Origin of the sequence: Vibrio sp. R78045 (assembly GCF_042466085.1) — a bacterium.
GTDB classification, from domain to species: domain Bacteria; phylum Pseudomonadota; class Gammaproteobacteria; order Enterobacterales; family Vibrionaceae; genus Vibrio; species Vibrio cyclitrophicus.
The window spans coordinates 93,583-115,295 of the sequence record NZ_JAXHBS010000017.1; the positions used below are offsets into that span (position 1 = coordinate 93,583).

The 21,713-nt window shown below is 39.6% G+C and carries 19 protein-coding genes; 4 read left to right on the plus strand and 15 right to left on the minus strand.

Annotation, left to right across the window (positions count from 1 at the left end; genetic code table 11):
* The first annotated feature begins 251 nt into the window (after window positions 1–251).
* Window positions 252–1,547 (plus strand): PAS domain-containing methyl-accepting chemotaxis protein, encoded by a 1,296-nt coding sequence (locus tag SJY39_RS19820; RefSeq protein ID WP_016795236.1) that lies wholly within the window; start codon window positions 252–254, stop codon window positions 1,545–1,547.
* Window positions 1,548–2,029: 482 nt separating this feature from the next.
* On the opposite strand, the gene groL is transcribed toward SJY39_RS19820, so the two are convergent.
* Entirely contained in the window at window positions 2,030–3,676 is a 1,647-nt protein-coding gene (gene groL, locus SJY39_RS19825) for a chaperonin GroEL (protein WP_010433999.1), read from the minus strand.
* Between the two features lie 206 nt (window positions 3,677–3,882).
* On the minus strand, window positions 3,883–4,173 hold the full coding sequence (locus SJY39_RS19830; protein WP_010433998.1) for a co-chaperone GroES: 291 nt from the start codon (window positions 4,171–4,173) through the stop codon (window positions 3,883–3,885).
* A gap of 218 nt (window positions 4,174–4,391) precedes the next feature.
* On the opposite strand from SJY39_RS19830, the gene SJY39_RS19835 reads away from it, so the two are divergent.
* Both SJY39_RS19835 and SJY39_RS19840 read left to right on the plus strand, forming a co-directional pair.
* A complete protein-coding gene (locus tag SJY39_RS19835) occupies window positions 4,392–5,735 on the plus strand; it encodes an MATE family efflux transporter (protein WP_372275273.1) in 1,344 nt (447 codons plus the stop codon).
* A gap of 75 nt (window positions 5,736–5,810) precedes the next feature.
* On the plus strand, window positions 5,811–6,353 hold the full coding sequence (locus SJY39_RS19840) for a methylated-DNA--[protein]-cysteine S-methyltransferase (RefSeq protein WP_372275271.1): 543 nt from the start codon (window positions 5,811–5,813) through the stop codon (window positions 6,351–6,353).
* 173 nt (window positions 6,354–6,526) lie between these two features.
* Here SJY39_RS19840 and SJY39_RS19845 read toward each other — a convergent pair whose 3' ends face one another.
* Together SJY39_RS19845 and gpmM are read right to left on the minus strand one after the other, a co-directional pair.
* Window positions 6,527–7,108, minus strand: coding sequence for a hypothetical protein (locus SJY39_RS19845; protein ID WP_372275269.1), 582 nt, complete (start codon window positions 7,106–7,108; stop codon window positions 6,527–6,529).
* Window positions 7,109–7,611: 503 nt separating this feature from the next.
* Window positions 7,612–9,144, minus strand: a complete 1,533-nt coding sequence (gene gpmM / locus SJY39_RS19850) for a 2,3-bisphosphoglycerate-independent phosphoglycerate mutase (protein WP_016794188.1) — start codon at window positions 9,142–9,144, stop codon at window positions 7,612–7,614.
* 479 nt (window positions 9,145–9,623) lie between these two features.
* Here gpmM and SJY39_RS19855 point away from each other — a divergent pair, with 479 nt between their 5' ends.
* On the plus strand, window positions 9,624–10,625 hold the full coding sequence (locus tag SJY39_RS19855; RefSeq protein WP_372275267.1) for a sugar transferase: 1,002 nt from the start codon (window positions 9,624–9,626) through the stop codon (window positions 10,623–10,625).
* Window positions 10,626–10,761: 136 nt separating this feature from the next.
* On the opposite strand, the gene SJY39_RS19860 is transcribed toward SJY39_RS19855, so the two are convergent.
* From SJY39_RS19860 to SJY39_RS19910, 11 genes are all read right to left on the minus strand, one after another.
* On the minus strand, window positions 10,762–11,193 hold the full coding sequence (locus tag SJY39_RS19860; protein WP_372275265.1) for a hypothetical protein: 432 nt from the start codon (window positions 11,191–11,193) through the stop codon (window positions 10,762–10,764).
* Between the two features lie 184 nt (window positions 11,194–11,377).
* Entirely contained in the window at window positions 11,378–12,388 is a 1,011-nt protein-coding gene (galE, locus tag SJY39_RS19865; RefSeq protein ID WP_372275264.1) for a UDP-glucose 4-epimerase GalE, read from the minus strand.
* A gap of 217 nt (window positions 12,389–12,605) precedes the next feature.
* Window positions 12,606–13,493: a UTP--glucose-1-phosphate uridylyltransferase GalU gene (galU, locus tag SJY39_RS19870; protein ID WP_372275262.1), complete on the minus strand. Its 888-nt coding sequence runs from the start codon at window positions 13,491–13,493 to the stop codon at window positions 12,606–12,608.
* 545 nt (window positions 13,494–14,038) lie between these two features.
* Window positions 14,039–14,800 carry a glycosyltransferase family 2 protein gene (locus SJY39_RS19875; RefSeq protein ID WP_390242682.1) on the minus strand — a complete coding sequence of 254 codons (762 nt, stop codon included), beginning with the start codon at window positions 14,798–14,800 and terminating at the stop codon, window positions 14,039–14,041.
* Between the two features lie 34 nt (window positions 14,801–14,834).
* Window positions 14,835–15,722, minus strand: coding sequence for a hypothetical protein (locus tag SJY39_RS19880; protein WP_372275258.1), 888 nt, complete (start codon window positions 15,720–15,722; stop codon window positions 14,835–14,837).
* A complete protein-coding gene (locus SJY39_RS19885; RefSeq protein ID WP_372275256.1) occupies window positions 15,722–16,765 on the minus strand; it encodes a hypothetical protein in 1,044 nt (347 codons plus the stop codon). The genes SJY39_RS19880 and SJY39_RS19885 overlap by 1 nt, the downstream gene beginning before the upstream one ends.
* The gene (locus tag SJY39_RS19890) at window positions 16,755–17,585 is read right to left on the minus strand and encodes a phosphorylcholine transferase LicD (protein WP_372275254.1); all 831 of its coding nucleotides are present in this window, start codon (window positions 17,583–17,585) and stop codon (window positions 16,755–16,757) included. The genes SJY39_RS19885 and SJY39_RS19890 overlap by 11 nt, the downstream gene beginning before the upstream one ends.
* Complete coding sequence (locus SJY39_RS19895; protein WP_372275253.1) at window positions 17,572–18,690, minus strand: hypothetical protein; 1,119 nt, start codon at window positions 18,688–18,690, stop codon at window positions 17,572–17,574. Before SJY39_RS19895 ends, SJY39_RS19890 begins: the two co-directional genes overlap by 14 nt.
* 45 nt (window positions 18,691–18,735) lie before the next feature.
* Window positions 18,736–19,887 (minus strand): CDP-glycerol glycerophosphotransferase family protein, encoded by a 1,152-nt coding sequence (locus tag SJY39_RS19900; RefSeq protein WP_372275251.1) that lies wholly within the window; start codon window positions 19,885–19,887, stop codon window positions 18,736–18,738.
* A gap of 254 nt (window positions 19,888–20,141) precedes the next feature.
* A complete protein-coding gene (locus SJY39_RS19905; RefSeq protein ID WP_372275250.1) occupies window positions 20,142–20,789 on the minus strand; it encodes an SDR family NAD(P)-dependent oxidoreductase in 648 nt (215 codons plus the stop codon).
* Complete coding sequence (locus SJY39_RS19910) at window positions 20,761–21,201, minus strand: adenylyltransferase/cytidyltransferase family protein (protein WP_372275248.1); 441 nt, start codon at window positions 21,199–21,201, stop codon at window positions 20,761–20,763. Before SJY39_RS19910 ends, SJY39_RS19905 begins: the two co-directional genes overlap by 29 nt.
* Window positions 21,202–21,713 lie beyond the last annotated feature (512 nt).

The following is a 21,713-nucleotide window of genomic DNA, read 5'->3' on the forward strand; positions in this document are numbered from 1 at the left end:
GGCCAGATCTCACGTTATCGAAGGTGCGACTTTCCAATACGGATGTATAACCTTAGTGCTTTCATTGGCATCGCTCACACTTATACTCATATCACTCTCATATCAAACTCATACTCATACTCATACTCATACTCAAGCAGACTGAAGCACACCGATGCGCCCCCTTAAACATTGATTGCAAATGTGTATAATTGTGTCAAAGTCATGCTGAGCAATATATCAACTATTTTTCTGTTTAAATAAGGTCCGCGGTGTTTTTTACTAAGAAGCAAAAACCAGAGATAAAACCTAGCCATTCCGACAATATCTACCAGTCCTTAAAAAAGCATGTTGCATGGATCGAGTTTACCCCTGAGGGCGTTATTCAAGATGCCAGTGCGCCCTTTTTAACGCTTGTCGGGTACTCATTAGATGAGATCAAAGGACAACACCACAAGATATTCTGCACTGATAGCTATGTCCGCTCTTCGCCTTATCAAAGCTTTTGGCGAGAGCTTGCCAATGGCATCTCAAAAGAAGGCACGTTCGAGAGAGTAAATAAACAAGGTGACACGGTTGTTCTAGAAGCGACCTATTTACCTATCAAAGATTCAGATGGTCGTGTCACTGGCGTAGCAAAACTGGCTTCTGATATCACAGAGATCAACGACCAAAACAAAAAAAATGATGCGCTGTTCTCTGCCTTAGACAAGTCACAAGCGATTATTGAATTTGATCCTGAAGGAACAATACTGACCGCCAACTCAAACTTTTTAAATACGTTGGGTTACAGAGAAAACCAGGTGGTCGGTAAACATCATCGCATGTTCTGTTTTGAGGAGTTCTATAGTAATAACCCTCACTTCTGGCAAGAATTACAAAAGGGACAGCTAAAATCAGGCTTGTTTCAGCGTCGCAGTTCTAATGGATCCAGTATTTGGATTGAGGCCAGCTACAACCCCATCATGAATGAAGCAGGCAAGGTCGTGAAAATCGTCAAGCTTGCCAGTAACATAACGGATCGCATTGAACGCAGCCATGCGATCGCTGAAGCTTCAGAGGTGGCCTACTCAACCTCACTAGAAACGGCGCAAATAGCCCTTGAAGGCTCTAAGCTGCTTACCGATTCAGTCGAGGTTTCTTTAACGGTATCCCAAAAAGCGGCCAGTACCTCTCAAAAGGTGCATTCACTCAATGACAGCTCGAAAAGCATTCAAAACATTGTCGCTACGATTCAAGAGATCGCGGATAGAACGAATTTATTGGCACTCAACGCTGCTATCGAAGCCGCAAGAGCCGGTGAGTATGGAAGAGGCTTTGCCGTTGTCGCTGACGAAGTAAGACAACTCGCGTCCCGAACTTCAGATTCGACTAATGAGATAATCAAAGTTGTAGAAGAAAACCAGAAGCTCATCAACGAAGTGACCACCATGATGGCTGAAATGTCGTCCATTACGGAAGAAGGCAATGCCAAAATTACCCAAGTCTCGACCGTCATGGATGAGATCCATAAAGGTGCAGAGAATGTTTCGAGCACGGTGATGAATCTTTCTAATAGCCAACAGTAATCAACAAGTTAGCGATAGAGAGATTTACTTTAGCGATAGAGAGATTCACTTAGCGGTAGAGCAATTTACGACGTGATAGAGCAATTTACGATGTGATAAGCCCGCAAGCAGGTCGCTCCGCGTTAACTCAGCACGAGGTAAACACCATTGAGTCGCCGATCGGTTAGTCGGCTGTTCGGTTAATAGGTTAATAGGTTAATAGGTTAATAGGTTAATAGGTCAGTCGGTTAATGACAGAGCTTAAGCCTAAACCTCAGCCTTGAATAACCATAAACTTTGGAACTAAAACCTTGTCATTAAAGGTAAAGAAAAGATCCGAACCGTGGTTGATATATCGAATAGAGTTATTCATTTTTATTGGATGTCTTACTTGTTGGATTTCTTATTTGTTGGGTGTCTTAGAAAATAGAAACTAAAAAAGCCCCGTAAACACAACGTTTACGGGGCTTTTCAGACTTTATAGGATTAAGTCAGGGGGATGATTACATCATGCCGCCCATACCACCCATACCGCCCATGCCACCCATATCAGGCATTGCAGGAGCTGAATCTTGAGGCTTGTCAGTGATCATCGCTTCTGTTGTGATCATAAGACCAGCAACTGATGCTGCGAACTGAAGTGCAGAGCGAGTTACCTTAGTTGGATCTAGGATACCCATTGCAATCATGTCGCCGTATTCGCCAGTCGCCGCGTTGTAACCGTAGTTACCTTCGCCAGCACGAACGTTGTTAGCAACAACAGACTCTTCATCACCTGCGTTCTTCGTGATTTGACGGATAGGCGATTCCATTGCACGTAGTGCAACACGGATACCGACGTTTTGCTCTTCGTTGTCGCCTTCAAGGCCAGCAACTTTAGATGCAGCGCGGATAAGTGCAACACCACCACCAGCAACCACACCTTCTTCAACGGCAGCGCGAGTTGCGTGAAGTGCATCTTCAACGCGGTCTTTCTTCTCTTTCATCTCAACTTCAGTTGCAGCGCCCACTTTGATTACTGCAACACCGCCAGCTAACTTAGCTACGCGCTCTTGAAGCTTCTCTTTGTCGTAGTCAGACGTTGCGTCTTCGATTTGTTGACGGATTTGAGAAACACGACCTTGGATCATTGTTTCTTCGCCCGCGCCATCGATGATGGTTGAGTTTTCTTTAGTGATAGTTACACGCTTAGCTTGACCTAGGTCTTCTAGCGTTACTTTCTCTAGGTCTAGGCCGATCTCTTCAGAGATAACCGTACCGCCCGTTAGGATAGCGATATCTTGTAGCATAGACTTACGACGGTCACCGAAACCAGGCGCTTTAACAGCCGCGACTTTCACGATGCCACGCATGTTGTTCACAACAAGCGTTGCTAGCGCTTCGCCTTCTACATCTTCAGCGATGATAAGAAGTGGACGAGATGCTTTTGCTACTGCTTCTAGAGTCGGAAGAAGCTCACGAATGTTCGAAATTTTCTTGTCGATAAGAAGAATGAATGGGCTTTCTAGATCAACAGAACCCGCTTCTTGGTTGTTGATGAAGTAAGGAGATAGGTAACCGCGGTCGAACTGCATACCTTCAACTACGTCTAGCTCGTCTTGTAGAGCCTGACCTTCTTCAACAGTGATAACGCCATCACGGCCTACTTTTTCCATCGCTTCAGCAATGATGTTACCCACTGTTGCGTCAGAGTTTGCAGAGATAGTACCTACTTGCGCGATAGCTTTTGTATCTGCACATGGAACAGAAAGGTTCTTCAGTTCTTCTACAGCCGCGATAACCGCTTTGTCGATGCCGCGCTTAAGATCCATTGGGTTCATACCCGCAGCAACTGCTTTTAGGCCTTCAGCGATAATCGACTGAGCCAATACTGTTGCTGTTGTTGTTCCGTCGCCCGCCGCGTCATTCGCTTGCGAAGCCACTTCTTTAACCATTTGTGCGCCCATGTTTTGGAACTTGTCTTCAAGTTCGATTTCACGTGCAACTGAAACACCATCTTTAGTGATAGTCGGTGCGCCAAATGATTTGTCTAGAACAACGTTACGGCCTTTAGGACCTAGTGTTACTTTTACTGCATCAGCCAGAACGTTTACACCTTCTAGCATTTTAATACGTGCGTCATTACCAAATTTAACGTCTTTAGCAGCCATCTTAATTTCCTTTCAAATTCTTTGTTTCGGGGCGTCTCAGCGTTATCGCGTCATTCTGAACAGTGAGGGACGAACGTGATTCAGAATCTACTCAAATCGCACTCTGTTTAGATTCCAGATAATTCGTTCCTCATTTCTGGAATGACGATATGAATCATCCAATACTGGCTCTGATAACTTTTACTGAGAGTTAAATGAAAAATAGATTACTCGACGATCGCCATGATGTCGTTTTCAGACATGATCAGAACTTCTTTGCCGTCGATTTTTTCAGTTTTCGTGCCGTAACCTTCAGCAAAGATAACGGTATCGCCAACTTTTACGTCCAACGGTTGCACTGAACCGTTTTCTAGAATGCGGCCTTTGCCAACAGCTAGAATGATACCGCGAGTCGATTTTTCTGCGGCAGAACCAGTTAGAACGATGCCACCAGCAGATTTAGATTCAACTTCTTGGCGCTCAACGATAACTCGGTCATGTAGAGGACGGATATTCATCGGTCTTATCTCCTGATAATTTCCATTTAAATTTTGATAGTTGCCACGATTAGCGTGGGTCAAACAATATGTTGGGGACAATGTGATGAATCCCAAGGGGGTAACGAAAAAATTGTGAGCTAAAGTGCAGATTCTCACCCCTCATCTTTCCCTGCTTTTCGTTTACTCGTATCCCGCATCTGTTTATCCTACGGTTTTAGTTTCAATCGGCGTTTTACATGCAAGATAAGCACGGGCTATTAACCGCCCCTATTGAGAGTACATTGCGTACCATGACCATACCGACCATATTCGGTATGGTGGCGATCTTGATGTTTAACCTCGTAGATACTTTCTTCATCTCATTGCTTGGCACCCAAGCCTTAGCCGCGGTGAGTTTTACCTTTCCAGTCACCTTTGCCATCAACTGCATCACCATGGGGATTGGTATTGGCTTATCGACATGTATCGGTCGATTGCTTGGCCAAGGCAGCGCACAAAATGCAGCACGCTTTACCTGTCATGGCTTATTGCTGGCTCTGCTTCTGGTCGGCTGCGCGTCTACGCTAGGTATTATCGCCTTAGAACCTATGTTTACCCTGTTAGGGGCAAAGCAAGAGTTGCTGCCGCTGATATCGGAATACATGTCGGTGTGGTATCTCGCGATCCCATTGTTGGTCATCCCCATGGCAGGTAACAGCGCGATTCGAGCGACCGGTGATACAAAAACGCCCGCCAAGATCATGCTACTGGCCGGCCTTATCAATGGCGTTTTAGATCCGCTACTCATCTTCGGGTATGGGCCTTTTCCTGAACTGGGGATTCAAGGCGCTGCGATTGCCAGTGGTTTCAGTTGGTTTGGTGCTTTGTGTGGCTCACTCTACGTATTGATGGTGCGAGAAAAACTGCTTGCGCCGCCTAAGCTGACAAACATCGTCAGTGACTGGCGACAAATCCTAAAAATAGGCACCCCAGCGGCTTTGTCTAACGCACTGAACCCACTTGCCGGCGCTATCATCATGATGATGTTGGCCAAGCAAGGGACTGAAGCGGTGGCAGCGTATGGCGCAGCCCAACGTATCGAGTCCATTCTTATCATTGTGTTGATGTCTCTTACTTCGGCTCTTACGCCTTTCATGGCGCAGAACTTTGGTGCAAACAACCCTCAGCGCAGTTTTAAGGCCCTGTTTCTAAGCATGCGTTTTGCCCTACTGTTCCAAGGGTTGGTCTTCTTAATGATGGTGCCACTGAGCATTCCTTTGGCCGCTTTGTTCTCTCAAGAAGAGTCGGTGCGAGGCATATTGTGGCATTACCTACTAGTCGTGCCCTTTAGCTATGGGTTCCAAGGCATTGTGATGATGTTGATCAGCGGCATGAACGCGATGCATCAACCACTTAAAGCCTTCCAATGGAGCTGCATGCGTCTGTTTGTGTTTACCTTACCTTTTGCGTGGATAGGCAGCCAAATCGACGGCGTAGAAGGGCTGTTTATTGGTTTAGCACTCGGCAATGTTCTGGGTGGTATATCCGGGTATTGCTTTGCGCTTCGTGTTAGAGCTCAAGCCAATGCGGAATGCGAGTAACCGAAATACGAAAGGCTTTAAAGTAACAGCAGATAAAAGACTAGAAGACTAGAAGACTAGAAGAAGGAATATGACATGGAAGACACCACTTACAAAATGCTCTATAACGCGCCAATTGGCAAAATGGTCATCATAAGCAATGGCGATGCAATCATTGAAATTGACCATCTCAATACCGAACCAGAGCTGACAGAAAACCCCGACTCATTATGCCTTGAAACCGCTCGCCAACTGGATGAATACTTTGCAGGCCAACGCACCAGCTTTAACTTACCTTTAGAACCCAAAGGTACCGATTTCCAACGCAAAGCCTGGGTCGCCTTGACCAGTATCCCTTATGGCGAAACCATCAGCTACGGTGAACAAGCAAAAAGAATGGATAACCCGAAAGCCGTAAGAGCGGTCGGCGGTGCGAACGGTAAAAACCCGTTTAGCATCGTTGTCCCCTGCCATCGAGTGATTGGGGCGAACGGTACATTAACGGGCTACACCGGCGGCATGAGCCGCAAAGAATGGTTGTTGAGCTTTGAGTTAAAAATGATAAACAGCGAGCTGAAAATGATAAACAGCGAGCTAAAAATGGTAAACAGCGAGCTAAAAAGGCTAAACAACAAGTAATAGCAGACAACGAACTAAAAATGGCAAATAACGAGTAATGGCAAACAAACCGGTAGCCGAATAAACCAAGATAGCTATTTAAGTGCGCTTAAAATCTTCGCGGCAGCCCTTTAAACCTTCGCAACAGTCCTTTAAATCTTCGCGAGAGTCCTTTAAACCTTAGCAACAGCCCTTTAAATCTTAGCAACAGCCATAGCAGAACGTTGTTTTTTTGCCACCCATAACCCACCAACGATAAGAACAAAAAACAAAATATGCAGCCATAATTTTGGTCCGACATCGGTGTTCAGTGCAGATAACGAACTGATAGACGGAAATTGTTTTGTCGTCACCAGTTTCACCACCCATTCATTGGCTGGCGTTGCAATCAGCGTGGTTATCCAACCCAATACGGCGATTTGGATGAGGTTGACGGAAAACGATGAATTGAAGATAAAAATAAGATTCGAAAGAAAGGCATAGCACAATGAAACGCCAACGTGCACAACCCACGATAACACCAGTGCACTCGTTGGATCGTAGCCTCCTAACGTCACGTACGCAGCAGCGTGTCGAGATGTCAGGGTCGACATACCAAACAAAGGCTGAATCAAGATAAAAGCGATACTAGCCATCAAGCCGATAACAAGTGTCATGATAAGTGTCATGATAAGTGTCTTTTTATTCATATTTTTAACTTCCAGTAAAGAAATAGAACCACTTGAATAGAAAAACACACCAAGGTTTATCGCGTTTATCTTCATCAAATCAATCATATTAAGCCGTATTAAGCTGCATTAAATCAAAGTTTGATTTAAAACTTGAACGACCGTTCAATAATTGGCAAATTAGCACTAACAAAATGGATGTGCAAGGTTTTGTTCATTTGCTAAACAATGGGGGATGAATAGATTTCGCTTTGATGTTTATTAGAAGGTTCATGTTTATAAGCAGACTCATGCTTATGATCAGAATCAGACTCATCAAGGTCGGGGCCGGTCATATTGACCATGAAATAGAAGCAGGAAAAAGCTTGAGAACAAGGCTGTTTTTTCGACAAGAAGTTTCGATAAGTAGTGATTCTACAATCAAAAATTCTCACGACGTTATCGAGGTTTTTAACAAGCCAGGGGTGCCCGTTATTTACTGCAATTGGTATAGTATTGGGTCAAAAAAAATCACAAAAAAACGGCCACACTCGCGTGCAGCCGTTCTAATATTCGATAAAAGTTAAAAACTATTTATCTAAAACAGTCATTACTTAACTACTTACTACTGACTATTTAACGATCACGTCACCTGACATTTCTGCTGGGATATCAATACCAGACAGAGAAAGCATCGTTGGTGCTAAGTCAGACAGCTTACCGCCTTCTTTGAACTCAACGTCTTTGTTACCTACATAGATAAGTGGAACAGGTAGGTTAGTGTGCGCCGTGTGGATGCCGCCCGTTTCTGGGTTTACCATCATTTCCGCGTTACCGTGGTCAGCGGTGATAAGCAATTGGCCATCCGCTTCTTTGATTGCTTCAACCACTTTGCCCAGACATTCGTCTAGCGACTCTACGGCTTTAACCGCTGCATCGTAAACGCCAGTGTGGCCAACCATGTCACAGTTAGGGAAGTTACAAACGATAGCGTCGTATTTGCCGCCTTTGATAGCAGCAACAAGCTTTTCAGTCAGCTCTGGTGCGCTCATTTCTGGCTGTAAGTCATAAGTCGCTACTTTTGGAGAAGCAACAAGCTGACGCTCTTCGCCTTCAAACTCGTCTTCTTTACCGCCGTTGAAGAAGAACGTCACGTGCGCGTATTTCTCTGTTTCAGAGATACGCAGCTGCGTTTTGCCTTCTTTCGATAGCCATTCACCGTAAGTGTTCTCTAGAGAAGCCGGTGGGAATGCACAAAGCAGTGGAATGTCTGCTGCGTATTGAGTCAGCATCACAAAGTCGATTGCTGGGAATACGCTACGCTCAAAACCGTCGAAGTTAGGTACGAATGCACGAGTAATTTCACGCGCACGGTCAGCACGGTAGTTCATGAAGATAACCGCATCGCCATCAACGATAGCCGCAGACTCTTCGCCTTCCGCTTTGATTTCCGTCGCTTTCACAAACTCATCGTTTTCGTCACGAGCGTAAGCCGCTTCTAGGCCAGCAACCGCCGTGTCGAATGTGAACTCTGCTTTTGCTTGAGTCAGTAGGTCGTAAGATTCTTGAACGCGATCCCAGTTGTTATCACGGTCCATTGCGTAGTAACGACCAATAAGAGAAGCCACACGGCCTTTGCCTAGCTTAGCGAACAACTCTTGGAAGCGTGCTAGTGTGTTTTCTGCGCTACGTGGCGGTGTATCACGGCCGTCTAGGAATGCGTGTAGGTAGATTTTCTCTGCGCCACGTTCTGCTGCCATTTCAACAGCTGCGTAGATGTGATCTTCATGAGAGTGAACGCCACCTGGAGACATAAGGCCCATGATGTGAACCGCTTTCTCCGCTTTTACTGCTTTATCGATAGCATTCACGAGTGTTTCAGTTTGACCGAATTCACCGTCTGCGATTGATTTAGTAATACGCGTTAAATCTTGGTATACCACGCGACCCGCACCGATGTTGGTATGACCCACTTCTGAGTTACCCATTTGACCATCTGGTAGGCCTACATCTAAGCCAGAAGCCGAGATTAGCGTGTTAGGTTGGTTAGCAATAAGACCGTCTAATACTGGCGTATTAGCGTTTGCGATAGCGTTGTCTTGGTTGTCTTCACGGTAACCATAACCGTCAAGGATCACTAGAGCCATTGGCTTCTTAGCTGACATAGGACTGACCTCGTTCAATTCAAAATAAATCGGTATAAAAACAAATTAGCGTAATTTTACTACAGTTTACAGTCAAAACTGTAGTGGAAGATCAAGAAAGGGCGCAGGTAGGGTGATCGAATATGAAAAAGAACGTCATTTTGTGTTTAAGGTTCTAACGAACGCCAACAAATAACACTATATAAAACAGGGACAATCCCGTATTTCGTTAACATTCAATTACATACTAAAACCAAGTGTCACACTCAAAAAATGCCGAGTGAAACATACTCAACCAAGTGTACATATTGACTGGTTTAGCGTAAGATGCACGCATTCAAAATTCATACAAACTTTAGCTAGACGTCATAATGCTGAAACAAACTATTGATTCTTATCTTTTGCGATATAGAAAATAGACTCACTGCGGCTGACATTGTTTTTATGAATATAAAACTTACTAAATGTTCTTTGAACAACAATTATAAAGCTAACTTATAATGAAAAACTCAGTTGCTCTAAAACAGACTCACCCATCAGAACTTTCCGATACAACCGTTGAGGCGGAGCCAAACCATCAGGCTCTACAAACCCTATCATCAGAAAGTAAATCGACACTCCACATATACGCACCCGAATCGTGTTTAGATACCCTTCGTTCTGTTTTAGCCCGACATGACATAAAACACGACATAAACAATTACTCAATCAGAGACTTTAAAGGTGAAACTTTATGTCACTTTAGAAGTATGGAACTAAGTGAAGAACACCGTGCTTTTTTGATCGGTGCAACAGAGCTTGGTGCTTGGGTTGAGCCGTTAGCTAGCTACTTTGATAGAACGCTTGGTTATACTGAAACAGAATTGCTCCACAGCGGATACTTTCTGCACCAAAAAGCCTTTTCAATTCTGTCAAACAAAAGAAATGTTAATGAAAAGCGCTTTATAGACTTACTGTTCGTTTTCATGATCGGTTTGATTGCGATTCCTATCGGGCTTTTAACTGCCACATTAATCAAACTTGAATCACCAGGCCCTGTCTTTTTTAAACAACGACGAACTGGCCAATACAATAAAGAATTTGAAGTTATCAAATTCCGTTCAATGCGTAACGACGCAGAAAAGAATGGTGCTCAGTGGGCAACGAAGAATGATGCTCGAGTAACTAAAGTCGGTAACTTTATTCGCAAGACACGTATTGATGAACTGCCACAGTTGATCAACGTATATAAAGGTGAGATGTCGATGGTAGGCCCACGCCCTGAACGTGAGGTGTTTATTGAGGATCTAGAAAAAGAGATTCCATACTACCGTTTTCGCCATGCAGTAAAACCCGGAGTAACAGGTTTAGCTCAAGTAAAATACCCATACGGCGCCTCTGTTGAAGACGCGGTTTGGAAGCATAAATTTGATATTTACTACATCAAACACCAGAACTGGCGTATGGAATTGAAGATTCTCTTCTTAACCGTTAAGACTGTTGTTTTTGGAATGGGTCGTTAGTAGAAAATCGGATCGTTTTTATTAAAGGCATCAATATTAGCTTATTGATGCCTTTAATTTTATAAGCCACGTCAAATACGTGGGTGTCCTGTATTTTTATTCGAGAGCAAAGAACGGGCGAATCATCACCATTTCATTAATCAGCTGGGCACGCAACCCGTGTTAAGCGGGAGCGATATTTTTTGTATACCAAAGACACCCCATACGCGAGCCCTAACCCCGTGAGGTTAGCAAGCCAATCGTAAAAAGACGCATGACGCTCTACTTGGGTACCTTGCAATAATTCAATGCCCCCGCTCATGATCCAAAAGCCAGTTAAAGCCATGACAAAATAGCGCTGAGGAAGCGCAACAAAAGTCGTAAGCCCTAAAACACAATACGCAAACGCATGTTTGATTTTATCTGCGCCATCAAAGCTCATCACCGTGGCGGAATAACTCGGCGTAAGTGATAAATAAAAAATACCTACCAATACACACAACAAAGCCAACTTGGTGGTTATCGAGACCATACGCGGAGAAAGCCAACTGGAAGAGAGTAAGATGGCCGAGGTTTCATTCACTGACATAAATACTTAATACTTAATACTTAATACTTAATGGTTAGTGGTTAGTGGTTAATGTATTGAGTGTCATAATTGCTCACGGTAACGAAAAACTTCAAGTCACCATGACCTATGACTCATCAAACAAAAAAGGGTAGGCTATAGCCGACCCTTTCACGAACGTATATCGACACTCACGACAGAGCGATTATTGATACCCTTCGGGGTTTTTCGATTGCCAGCGCCACGTATCTTCGACCATCGTTTTCAGTGAGCGCGTGGCTTTCCAGCCAAGTACTTGTTCAGCATAACTGGGATCAGCCCAACATTCCGCAATGTCCCCTGCGCGACGCGGCAACACCTGATAAGGTACTGCGCGTTGTGAGGCCTGCTCAAACGCCGCAACCATTTCAAGCACGCTGTTACCTTGACCTGTGCCTAAGTTAAAGATATGCAAGCCTTGCTGGCTACCCACGGTATTTAACGCGGCTAAATGACCGTCAGCCAAATCAACCACGTGGATATAGTCGCGTACACCGGTGCCATCCGGCGTGTGGTAATCATTACCAAACACACCTAGCCTATCGCGGCGGCCCACCGCCACTTGCGCGACAAATGGCAACAGGTTATTGGGAATACCTTGAGGATCTTCCCCTAGTAAACCCGACTCATGCGCACCAACAGGGTTAAAATAACGAAGGAGCGTAATGCTCCATTCTGGGTTCGCTTTATGAAAATCCGTTAAGCACTCTTCCACCATCAGCTTACTGCGCCCGTAAGGGTTAGTGGCCGACGTTGGAAAATCTTCACGGATCGGCACCGAAGCCGGATCGCCATACACCGTTGCCGACGAACTAAAAATAATGCTCTTCACGCCAGCTTTATCCATCTCACTTACTAGGTTCAATGTCCCCGAGACGTTATTATCGTAATACATCAAGGGTTTTTCGACGGATTCTCCGACCGCTTTAAGGCCAGCAAAATGAATGACACCCGCGATATTATGCTCTGAAAAAATGGTTTGAAGAATGGCCGAGTCACGAATATCACCTTGATAGAAGACGGGCTTAGTACCTGAGACATGTTTTACACGATCTAACACCAATTCTTTGCTGTTATAGAGGTTATCCAAAATAATGGGAGTGATACCTGCCTCAATCATTTGAATGCAAGTATGACTACCAATGTAACCAGTACCACCAGTCACTAAAATTTTCATGTTCGTTCCCTATCTTTTTATCACCTTTCGCCGCGAAACCTGCCAATGAGAAAACGGGCATTAAGCATTCAATTGTACATAAAATTCGGTCAAGCCCCTTAATTTATTTAGGTACAATTAGACAATCCTGCCTTATTTTCAAATCAAGTAAGCGCGTAAAATCAAAAAAGGGCTAGATACAAAGTAACTAGCCCTTCCTATCTGAATCCAAAAACCATTAAGCCGTTTCTGTTTCTTCAGTCACCTTCACGGTTGGCTTTTTAGCAAGTTCTGCACTTGGATCTTTCTTATAGAAGGTTTCAAAACAATGATTCGTTGCTTCGATATACCCTTCAACACTACCACAGTCAAAACGTTGACCTTTAAACTTATACGCAAGAACACAGCCTGATCTTGCTTGTTTTAGTAGTGCATCGGTAATTTGGATTTCACCACCTTTACCCGGCTCTGTTTGTTCAATCAGCTCAAAGATATCAGGGGTAAGGATATAACGACCAATAATCGCCAAATTACTTGGGGCAGTGCCAGATTCAGGTTTTTCAACCATATCATCGATACGGAAGATATCATCCTTTATCATCTCTCCAGAAATCACGCCATATTTATGAGTTTCTGATTCTGGTACTTCTTGCACGGCAACAATTGAGCAGCGAAACTGTTTATACAATTCGACCATTTGTGCCAAAACACCTTGCTGCTCGTTAACACATAAATCATCAGCCAGTACCACTGCAAATGGTTCATCACCAACAAGTTCACGCCCCGTCAAAATAGCGTGACCTAAGCCTTTCATCTCGCGTTGACGAATATAGGTGTAGCTTGCAGAATCGATCAAGCCGCGAATATCATCCAACAAAGACTCTTTACTGGTGCCCATGATTTGATGTTCAAGTTCATAGTTTTTATCAAAGTGATCCATTAACGAATGTTTACCACGACCTGTTACGATGCACATATCGCTCATACCAGCTTGTATGGCTTCTTCAACACCGTATTCAATGAGTGGTTTGTTCACCACTGGCATCATCTCTTTTGGCATAGATTTGGTAGCTGGAAGGAAGCGAGTTCCGTAACCTGCTGCGGGGAAAAGGCATTTCTTTATCATATTTATTAATCTTTTAGTTACTGACGTGGTTTGCATTATACGCTAGTTACAGATCCCTCCCAACAGCACAAATGAATATGTGTATTCATTCGTAATAGAAAATCGAATATAACACTGATAAAAAACGTCGAATTTATGTATTAACTCATTTATAAATGGCTAGAACATAAAAACAACAGTGTTAAAAAGAAAGCTCTAGATAGAGGTGAGATTTCGATGGTAGTCCCACGTCTTGAACATAAGTTATTTATTGAGGCTCGAGAAAAGGAGACTCCATATTACAGCTTTAGAATCCGGAGTAACAAGCTTAGATCCAGTAAATTAACCATACAGCGCTTCTGTTGAAGACGCAGTTTGGAAACATTAATTTTATACTTACTACATTAAGCACCAGAGGTGGCGTATGGAATTGAAGATTCTATTCCTAACAGTCAAGGCCGTTATTTTTTAAATGGGGGGGGGATATATTAAAATGGGATGAACTTGTAATATCGCCCTCTTAAAAAGGTGGTAATATAAAATCATCAATCTCCAGTAAATCTAGACTAAAGTCGTTTCGAAATAGCATAGTAAATATAAAATGAAAAGTAAAAACACCTCTTTACAAAGCCTATATCTTCTTGAATCTTCAGAATATTATAATGCCAAGCCGCAGATTTCATCTTATTTGATGATAACGAACCATTAACTACCCTATAATAAGCTAAGGGCTTATTTATACCTATGGATGGTGTTTTTTTGAGTACACTCAACCACATATCATAATCTTCATGTCCGATATTTCTTTGCTTCACAGTATCAATCTTAGTTCGATCATAAATTCCTGTTAAATTAGGAATCCTGTTTGATTTTAACTGATCAGAGTAAGTAACCTCCTTCATTATACTTACTTCGCCTAACTTTCGCTCACTTTCATCAATCCTCGTATAGGCACAATGTGAAACATGATACCCATGTAATATCATCGCTTCAATTTGAATTTTCAATTTATCATCTAACCAGAAGTCATCACTATCTAGAAAAGCAATATATCTTCCGGTAGCATTATCTAAACCTATATTTCTGGCGTAATATGCACCGCCTTCAGTATTTTTATTGTCTACCAACATTATGCGATTATCTTTAGAAATATAACTATTTATTATATCTAATGTATTATCCGTAGACCTGTCGTTTACTATAATTAGCTGCCAATTTTTGTAACTTTGTTTTATAACAGATTCTATAGATTTAGCGATATATTTTCCAGCGTTGTGCGCTGGCATAATTATAGAAACCTTTGAATTGGATTTTTTTATATAGCTCAAACCTAAACCTTAAACCTTAAACCTTAAACCTTCATTATAAAAAATAGAAATACTTTGCTAAATACACAGAAAAAACAATACATAACATTAAAATTGAAAATGATTCTAAGTAATTAATCCTAACTGAATTTATTGTATTTCGATAAACACTAGGTCGAATAGAAATAGTAGTAGACAAAATAGCAATAACTAAGACTAACCTTCCGGAGAAAATAGCAAACTGACTAAAAAAACAAGCAGAAAGACTCAAACCATATATTGTGATCGCTTCTATTTCTTGTTGCTGAATTTTCTTCGAGTAAATGACTATAAATATAGACAACAGACTTGTTGCTATAATATACAACAATCCAAAGCTTGAAATTGATTCAAAAAAATGGGAACCAGCATAAGCATAACCAAAAACTACAGATAGTTTGATAATCACAGGCTTCAACAAAAAAGAGGATGCTATCGAGATGACAACCAGAAAAAATAAGCTCATCGCACTTTTATTGATAAAAAAGCGGTTAACTATAGCTGAAATACCCGCTACTATAGTCGCTGCTGGATGTATAAGATAAACGACCATGGAAAGAGCTGATGAATATCTAATCAGGACCAAAGCCAGTATTGTTCCAGAAAAAAAACGCAATTGTTCGTTTAGAACCTCACCGGAAAGAAATACTATCAATAATGCGAATATTATATTTTTAGTGATTAATGCAAAGGAAAATGAAAAAATCATTGCATAAGTTAAGTGCACCCAATAATATTCGAGCCCTAAACTATTGTAAAGATAACTTAGAAATATAAATAGATGCCCAAAACTTTCTTGTCGGATTTCATAGGCATGTTTTAAAACAGAATAATCATGACCGATCGTATTTGTAAAAAGCAACACGCCTAAAATGGAAAAAAACTTAAATAGAAAAGAAAACATTACAAATCAACTTCCGACCGTTTTTGAAGAAGCTCAACGAACGATTCCATTTTATTAATATCAATCTTTCTCCCAATTTTCTCATGTAAACCGTCTTCACTAATAATATCTTCAGATATTATTAACTTAGGGTAATCAATAATATCCTTGAGGAACACAGACTCTTTTGTAACTACAACCCATAATCCCTTACAAACAGCTTCAGCAATTACTCTAGGGAAGCCTTCATAATACTCATTAGTAATACAAATGACAACATTATAGCCATCTAAAATTGAAGATATTTCACTAGGTAACACTGTACCAAGGTTTGAAACTCCGTCAATCTTAATCGAACTGTCCCCTGGTCCATATATATCAACATTTGAATTTGCCATTGATACAAAACGATTAAATTCTGAATTATTTGCCAGCTTAGATAACCGCCCCAAAGATATGAAACTTAAAGAGTTAACATTTAATTCTAAATTAAGATCCACCCCACCAGAAACAAAATCAATTAAATAATTTCCATTGTTTATTTTGAAATTATCTGCAACCTGACTACCTGTATAAAAAAAGGTAACACCTTTTTTCTGTAAAAATTGGATCAGCCCGGTAAGTGCACAACCATAACCATACCTAATTAAGTTTTTAAAATTAAAATCATACTTAAGATGATTAAAAGTAAATCTATTTGCACAAATATGGACAAAAGATTTCTCTCTATACTTTTTTTTCCAAAACCTAGATAGAATAAAAGGTACCAATGATGGCCCCCTGATCCAGATAATATCAGCTGTATCTAGCTCGGAACTTACTTTCTTCACAGAGTTTCTAAGTTCAGCCCGAAAGGCAGAATTAGTGAAAGTTTTTGATATAAGTTCAAAAGTTGAGTTGGTGTCAGGCATTGATAAGTAACCATTACTAGTTTTACTGCCACGCATCACATAAGTAGTATTGTCACCTAAACGAGAACTGAACCAATACAAACTAGGGTTACTTAACGGTTCATCGCCTAAAAATGGTTTCTCACATATTAAGGCAACAATCTTACTCTTCATTTTTTTTTCCCACATACTTAACATCTACAATATGTTGATAACGCATATTTATTGGAGGAAGAACTGTAAAGTCTCCGTAACGCGCTTCTAGATATTCATTAGGCTTATTAGGTCCATAGAAAAAATTGCCATTTATCTTGAACTTCTTTTGAGCTGGGAAAACACAATCAATATTTAACCACAAATTATTAAATGGAGTTTCAAGCCCATAACCAACTTTAAGTTCCGAAGGTTCAAAGTCATTGTTACACAAAGATAAAATTAATTTTTCTTTCAATTTGTAAATAAGAGATTTAGGTAATAAAAAGGTTGATTTATAAATAAACCTTTGAATAAGACTCTTTTTTCTCATAGGGAACCTAGACATTTCCTTTGTAACAATAAGCTTTCCGAAATATCGGTTAATAATTTTCCAAAATATAGTATCAGGATAGAAATCAGCAGGAAAAACATCTAAAAAAATCCCATACTCATTAAACTCTGGCATACCATTTTCTAATTCATTAATTTCAGAAACTCGTGTGAATTTATTAAATACTTTAAGAGGCGTTCCTACTTTATAGTAGCCATCATCACCAACTTTTATTGTTGATAGTGTTTCACTATCCTCCCAAATGGAAATAAACTTGTTAAAATCACGTCTTGGCATTAGAACATCAAAATCATCATCCCAAGGAATGAACCCTTCATGTCTAACAGCACCCAATAAACTCCCACCACAAATCACATAGCTAAGATTATGCTGTCGGCATAAATCATCAAAATGAACTGCGATACTTAGCATTTCATCCTGTATATCCTTTAATTTATAATTTTCCACTATTTATCGGCCCTGTAACACTTAAAACTCGAATAATAAAATTGACTAACCCACCAATTACAAATAAAAAAATTACGGTCTTTTCATCTAATTGAGGGTTTATTAAAACTGGGATGAGTAAAATTACGGCTTGAATCATTCCACCAAAGTTATATATTTTATTTGGCCTTAACAACTGCTGAACTAACTGCCCTAAAGTAATATTAAATATGCAAATAACAAAAAAAGCAACGAGTTCGTCGACAAAAAAATAAAAAGCAATAGTCGCACATATCGCATATGGCCACATGGTTTTTATATTACTTAGCAAATTTAACTTGAATTTATCTGATAACGAAAGTTTGGTGTTAGCTCTAAGAATTAATGTAGATAATATAGATGAAGCACGCTCTAAAATACGTAGTATTCTTTCAAAAAAAACAACCAACACCGAACTGCTTGACATTCCAATTAACATAGACATAAAAGTAAGCCAACTTAGTGAAAACAAGACTCCGTTACTGACAAAAAGGCCAAATATGTTAAAAAATTGCCTAGGTCTCATGTAATTGTAAGTTTTTAAAGTTAATAATGGAAGACTAACTAATGTATTTATACTTGCAGGTATCATTAGAAACCACCATACAGATATATCATAAACACAAAGGAAATACAGTAAGCAAACTTTTAATAAATTCTCCACCCAAACCATGAATATTGGTAAACGAGTAAATCCTTTTAGATACAAATAAGACCAACCCGGGAATGATGCAAAAATAATAACAATGAAGAATAAATATGTATATTCCATCCCATAAAATGTAAACGAGATATTTTCAAAAGGTAAAATAATAAGAATCAAAGCCAGACGACTTAATATATATGTTCTTATAAACTTATCAACGACCTCCCCATCAGAAAATTTTGAAACAACATACTGTAGTGAGTTTGTTATCCCACTTGTGACCATACCCAAACCAAATGTAGCCGCATAAAACTCCACCATGGCATGTTCTGAAGACTGATAATTTAGTATTATTATTGGAGCTATTATACCAAACAAAAAAGGCGGCAAATATAATAAACCACCATTTGAGAAGTTTCGAATTACTTTATAAACTATCAAAAAAACCTCTTTTCTGAGATGGTTAAATTAAAAATCGTAATATCATTATGCTTGTTTGCTTACCGACAAAGCAAAATTAATAATATTTTTAGTCTGATTGCTTTTTACATCTACAAGCCCTATTTTTTTTATGTTGTTTGTTAAATTTTCATTTTTAACAAATATCTTTTCCAAAAGAAATATCAAAGAACCGATATCACTTGCAAAACTATCGCCAGCAATATCACAAATATTAGTATAAACCTCTCTTTCTTTAATATAGTCATCATAGTCAGGTACGTAAAATAATATTTTCGAGTTAACGTATGCAAGATCGAATACAACACTACTATAGTCAGATATAAAAGCATCAAACATATTGAATTCTGATGTTATGTCAAAGTCACCAGTTAATATCTTGAAGTTTTTGTTATTAACAAATAAATTATCTTTACTAAATCTGTCCATATCATAAGGATGCGGCCGGATATTTATCACTATATTATTGGCTTCAAGCATTTTATTTAATGCACTATCATTTAATGAACTTACAACATCCAATGTTTTAGAAAAATCATTCCTCCATGTAGGTAGGTACAATACGTTTATCACATTGCTTTCTGCGATTTTACTAAATGATGTTACCTTCATTACTTCGTGTCTTGGACTCCCAAGGGTGAGAATCCTTTCAATTGGAACCCCAAAGGCACTTGAAAAATACTTACTGCACAGACCTCCTGGTGACAGGATATAATCATACATATTAATTCTTTTTCTATACAGTCTAATAAGTATATTATTTATCCATATAATTTCTGACTTGGTGCAGTCAAAACTAGAATCAAGCAAGATTTTTTTTATAGGTACACCATGCCACAATTGTATTATTTTCGTACGGTAACTAAGAAAAGACAACACGCCTAATCCATGTGTAAGAAAAACAACCTGCCCTCTTGACATTATCTGAAAATATCTCCATGTTCCTATTCTCACAAATCGTAACGAGTAGCATTTCTTAACGTTTAAAGGAGGTAAATCATCAAAAAAATAGTAAGCATCTAATCCATCATCTACAGATTTTTCGAAAATTATTCTTGTACTATCTTTATAACCAAATTTAGAATAAAAAATCCATTTGTTGGCGTTTCTTTTCATCAAAGTTAATGGAAAAAAAATCGCACTCATAATTAACAAGTATATTTTTTTTAAAAAAAACATCAAATTAACCTTATATTTATTTAAAACCATAAAAATATTATAAAAACACCGAACTTTAAAAATCGTATATATAGACTGTATGTCAAAATTTATTTAAATATACTGATAAAAAATAACCTCCACTGCAACCCTATAAAATAGCATTACAGAAGAAGTACTATTTTCAAAAATAATTCTATGAAGATACAATAGCAATGTCATTCTAACTAGAAAGTTTCAAATAATTAGTTTTAATTTTTAAAAATTACTAATTCTCATATCCCATCATTAAAGCCACCGTTAATAAACTTATACTCACCTTTCCTGTACATAAATATTGTTGAATCTTCAAACTTGCCATTAACAGCATCAAATATAGGAGACACCCCTTCATCAATAGTCATTATATTCGGATTTTCAATAGTCAAGGCGTCTCTAATTTTTGTGTCTACAGCTCCAGGGCACAGGGTAACCACTGAGAATTTTGACTTTGATAAGCCTTCAGATATTTTTATTACACCAGCTTTAGCAGCACAATAAGAAGTCCAATCACTATAAGAGTTATAAGCGGCAGTAGAAGCGACATTGATTATTTTGGTGTTTTTATTCTTTTGTAAGGCAGACCGACAAACTAGATAAGTACCTATGAGGTTGACTTGTATATCTTTAATCCATAGTTCCGGATTAGAGTCGACCAGCTCACTTGAATATAATGTCCCAGCCAAATTTATCACAATATCAAATGTTTTATCTTCAAAGAAACAGGCTACATTTTTAACGTCTCCCACATCTAACTCACGCCTATTTGGAGAAGAGCAGCTAAAGTCCTCACTTAGTCTATCGATTAAAGCTTTAGCTAAGTCACCTTCACCACCAGTAATAAGAATGTTAATTTTATTTTGGTTCTGGTATTGGATGCTCATCACTTTTCTTCACTAGTTCATTGTATTGTTCAAAAATTTTCTTTTTCAAGTTAGAGCTACTTACACCCATCCCATAAGGCATATAATACACTTCCACCCCAAGATCTTTAAGATAGTCGTATTTCCCAAACCAATCATCACCAATAACAAACTTATCGATATTTAGCTTTTTAACAGTTTCAGTATGTTCTAGAGTGTGCTGTGGAAGTACAATGTCGGGAGCTTTTAATCCAGATACAATACTGATTCTTTCTTCAAATGGAACCGCTGGTGGCTTTTTATATGAACATACTAATTCATCAGTACTTACTCCAACAATCAAAGTGCTACCTAACCCACGGCCATACTCAATCATTCTCAAATGATTACTATGGAACAAGTCAAAAGTTCCTGATACATATACTACAGACATTTTATCTCCTTTTATTAAAAGTATATTTACGGAGGGTTGTTAACCTCTCGCAAATAAAGGCTTATTAGAATATTTAACACACACTCATGGCAGGTTTAATCTAAATTTCCTGATCATTACTAATTTAGCATCCGCTTATTCTATCTTTAAAACCGCAGTAAAATCGAATAAATACGCTAGATAAACACTTATCTACCCACCTTCTACAAGGTATTTGATAACCTCTTCGGTTAAAGGTTATCAGCATCTGAACGCGGTCTTTCTGCTGTTAACTTTAGGGCATCCAATATTGACTAAGCAACCTTGAAAAATAATTAAAGCAATACAGGAATCGTTTTTATTCCATTACTTTTATCTGCAGTTTTAAACCGCCTAACACTACTTGGCTTACTGCACTAAATGAACTAACCACATGGATAGCGCACCATACAATTCTTATCTTTGCTGTATGGGCCTCTGAGTGCTTTACCGTAGATAGCAATATACCCTCATCTTTTAACTACGCAGTAAAG

Bases quoted from the DNA above. Each gene is read 5' to 3' on its own strand.
- groL (WP_010433999.1), bottom strand. From the start codon at position 3,676: ATGGCTGCTAAAGACGTTAAATTTGGTAATGACGCACGTATTAAAATG.
- SJY39_RS19830 (WP_010433998.1), bottom strand. From the start codon at position 4,173: ATGAATATCCGTCCTCTACATGACCGAGTTATCGTTGAGCGCCAAGAA.
- SJY39_RS19835 (WP_372275273.1), top strand. From the start codon at position 4,392: ATGCAAGATAAGCACGGGCTATTAACCGCCCCTATTGAGAGTACATTG.
- SJY39_RS19840 (WP_372275271.1), top strand. From the start codon at position 5,811: ATGGAAGACACCACTTACAAAATGCTCTATAACGCGCCAATTGGCAAA.
- SJY39_RS19845 (WP_372275269.1), bottom strand. From the start codon at position 7,108: ATGATTGATTTGATGAAGATAAACGCGATAAACCTTGGTGTGTTTTTC.
- gpmM (WP_016794188.1), bottom strand. From the start codon at position 9,144: ATGTCAGCTAAGAAGCCAATGGCTCTAGTGATCCTTGACGGTTATGGT.
- SJY39_RS19855 (WP_372275267.1), top strand. From the start codon at position 9,624: ATGAAAAACTCAGTTGCTCTAAAACAGACTCACCCATCAGAACTTTCC.
- SJY39_RS19860 (WP_372275265.1), bottom strand. From the start codon at position 11,193: ATGTCAGTGAATGAAACCTCGGCCATCTTACTCTCTTCCAGTTGGCTT.
- galE (WP_372275264.1), bottom strand. From the start codon at position 12,388: ATGAAAATTTTAGTGACTGGTGGTACTGGTTACATTGGTAGTCATACT.
- galU (WP_372275262.1), bottom strand. From the start codon at position 13,493: ATGATAAAGAAATGCCTTTTCCCCGCAGCAGGTTACGGAACTCGCTTC.
- SJY39_RS19880 (WP_372275258.1), bottom strand. From the start codon at position 15,722: ATGTTTTCTTTTCTATTTAAGTTTTTTTCCATTTTAGGCGTGTTGCTT.
- SJY39_RS19885 (WP_372275256.1), bottom strand. From the start codon at position 16,765: ATGAAGAGTAAGATTGTTGCCTTAATATGTGAGAAACCATTTTTAGGC.
- SJY39_RS19900 (WP_372275251.1), bottom strand. From the start codon at position 19,887: ATGTTTTTTTTAAAAAAAATATACTTGTTAATTATGAGTGCGATTTTT.
- SJY39_RS19905 (WP_372275250.1), bottom strand. From the start codon at position 20,789: ATGAGCATCCAATACCAGAACCAAAATAAAATTAACATTCTTATTACT.
- SJY39_RS19910 (WP_372275248.1), bottom strand. From the start codon at position 21,201: ATGTCTGTAGTATATGTATCAGGAACTTTTGACTTGTTCCATAGTAAT.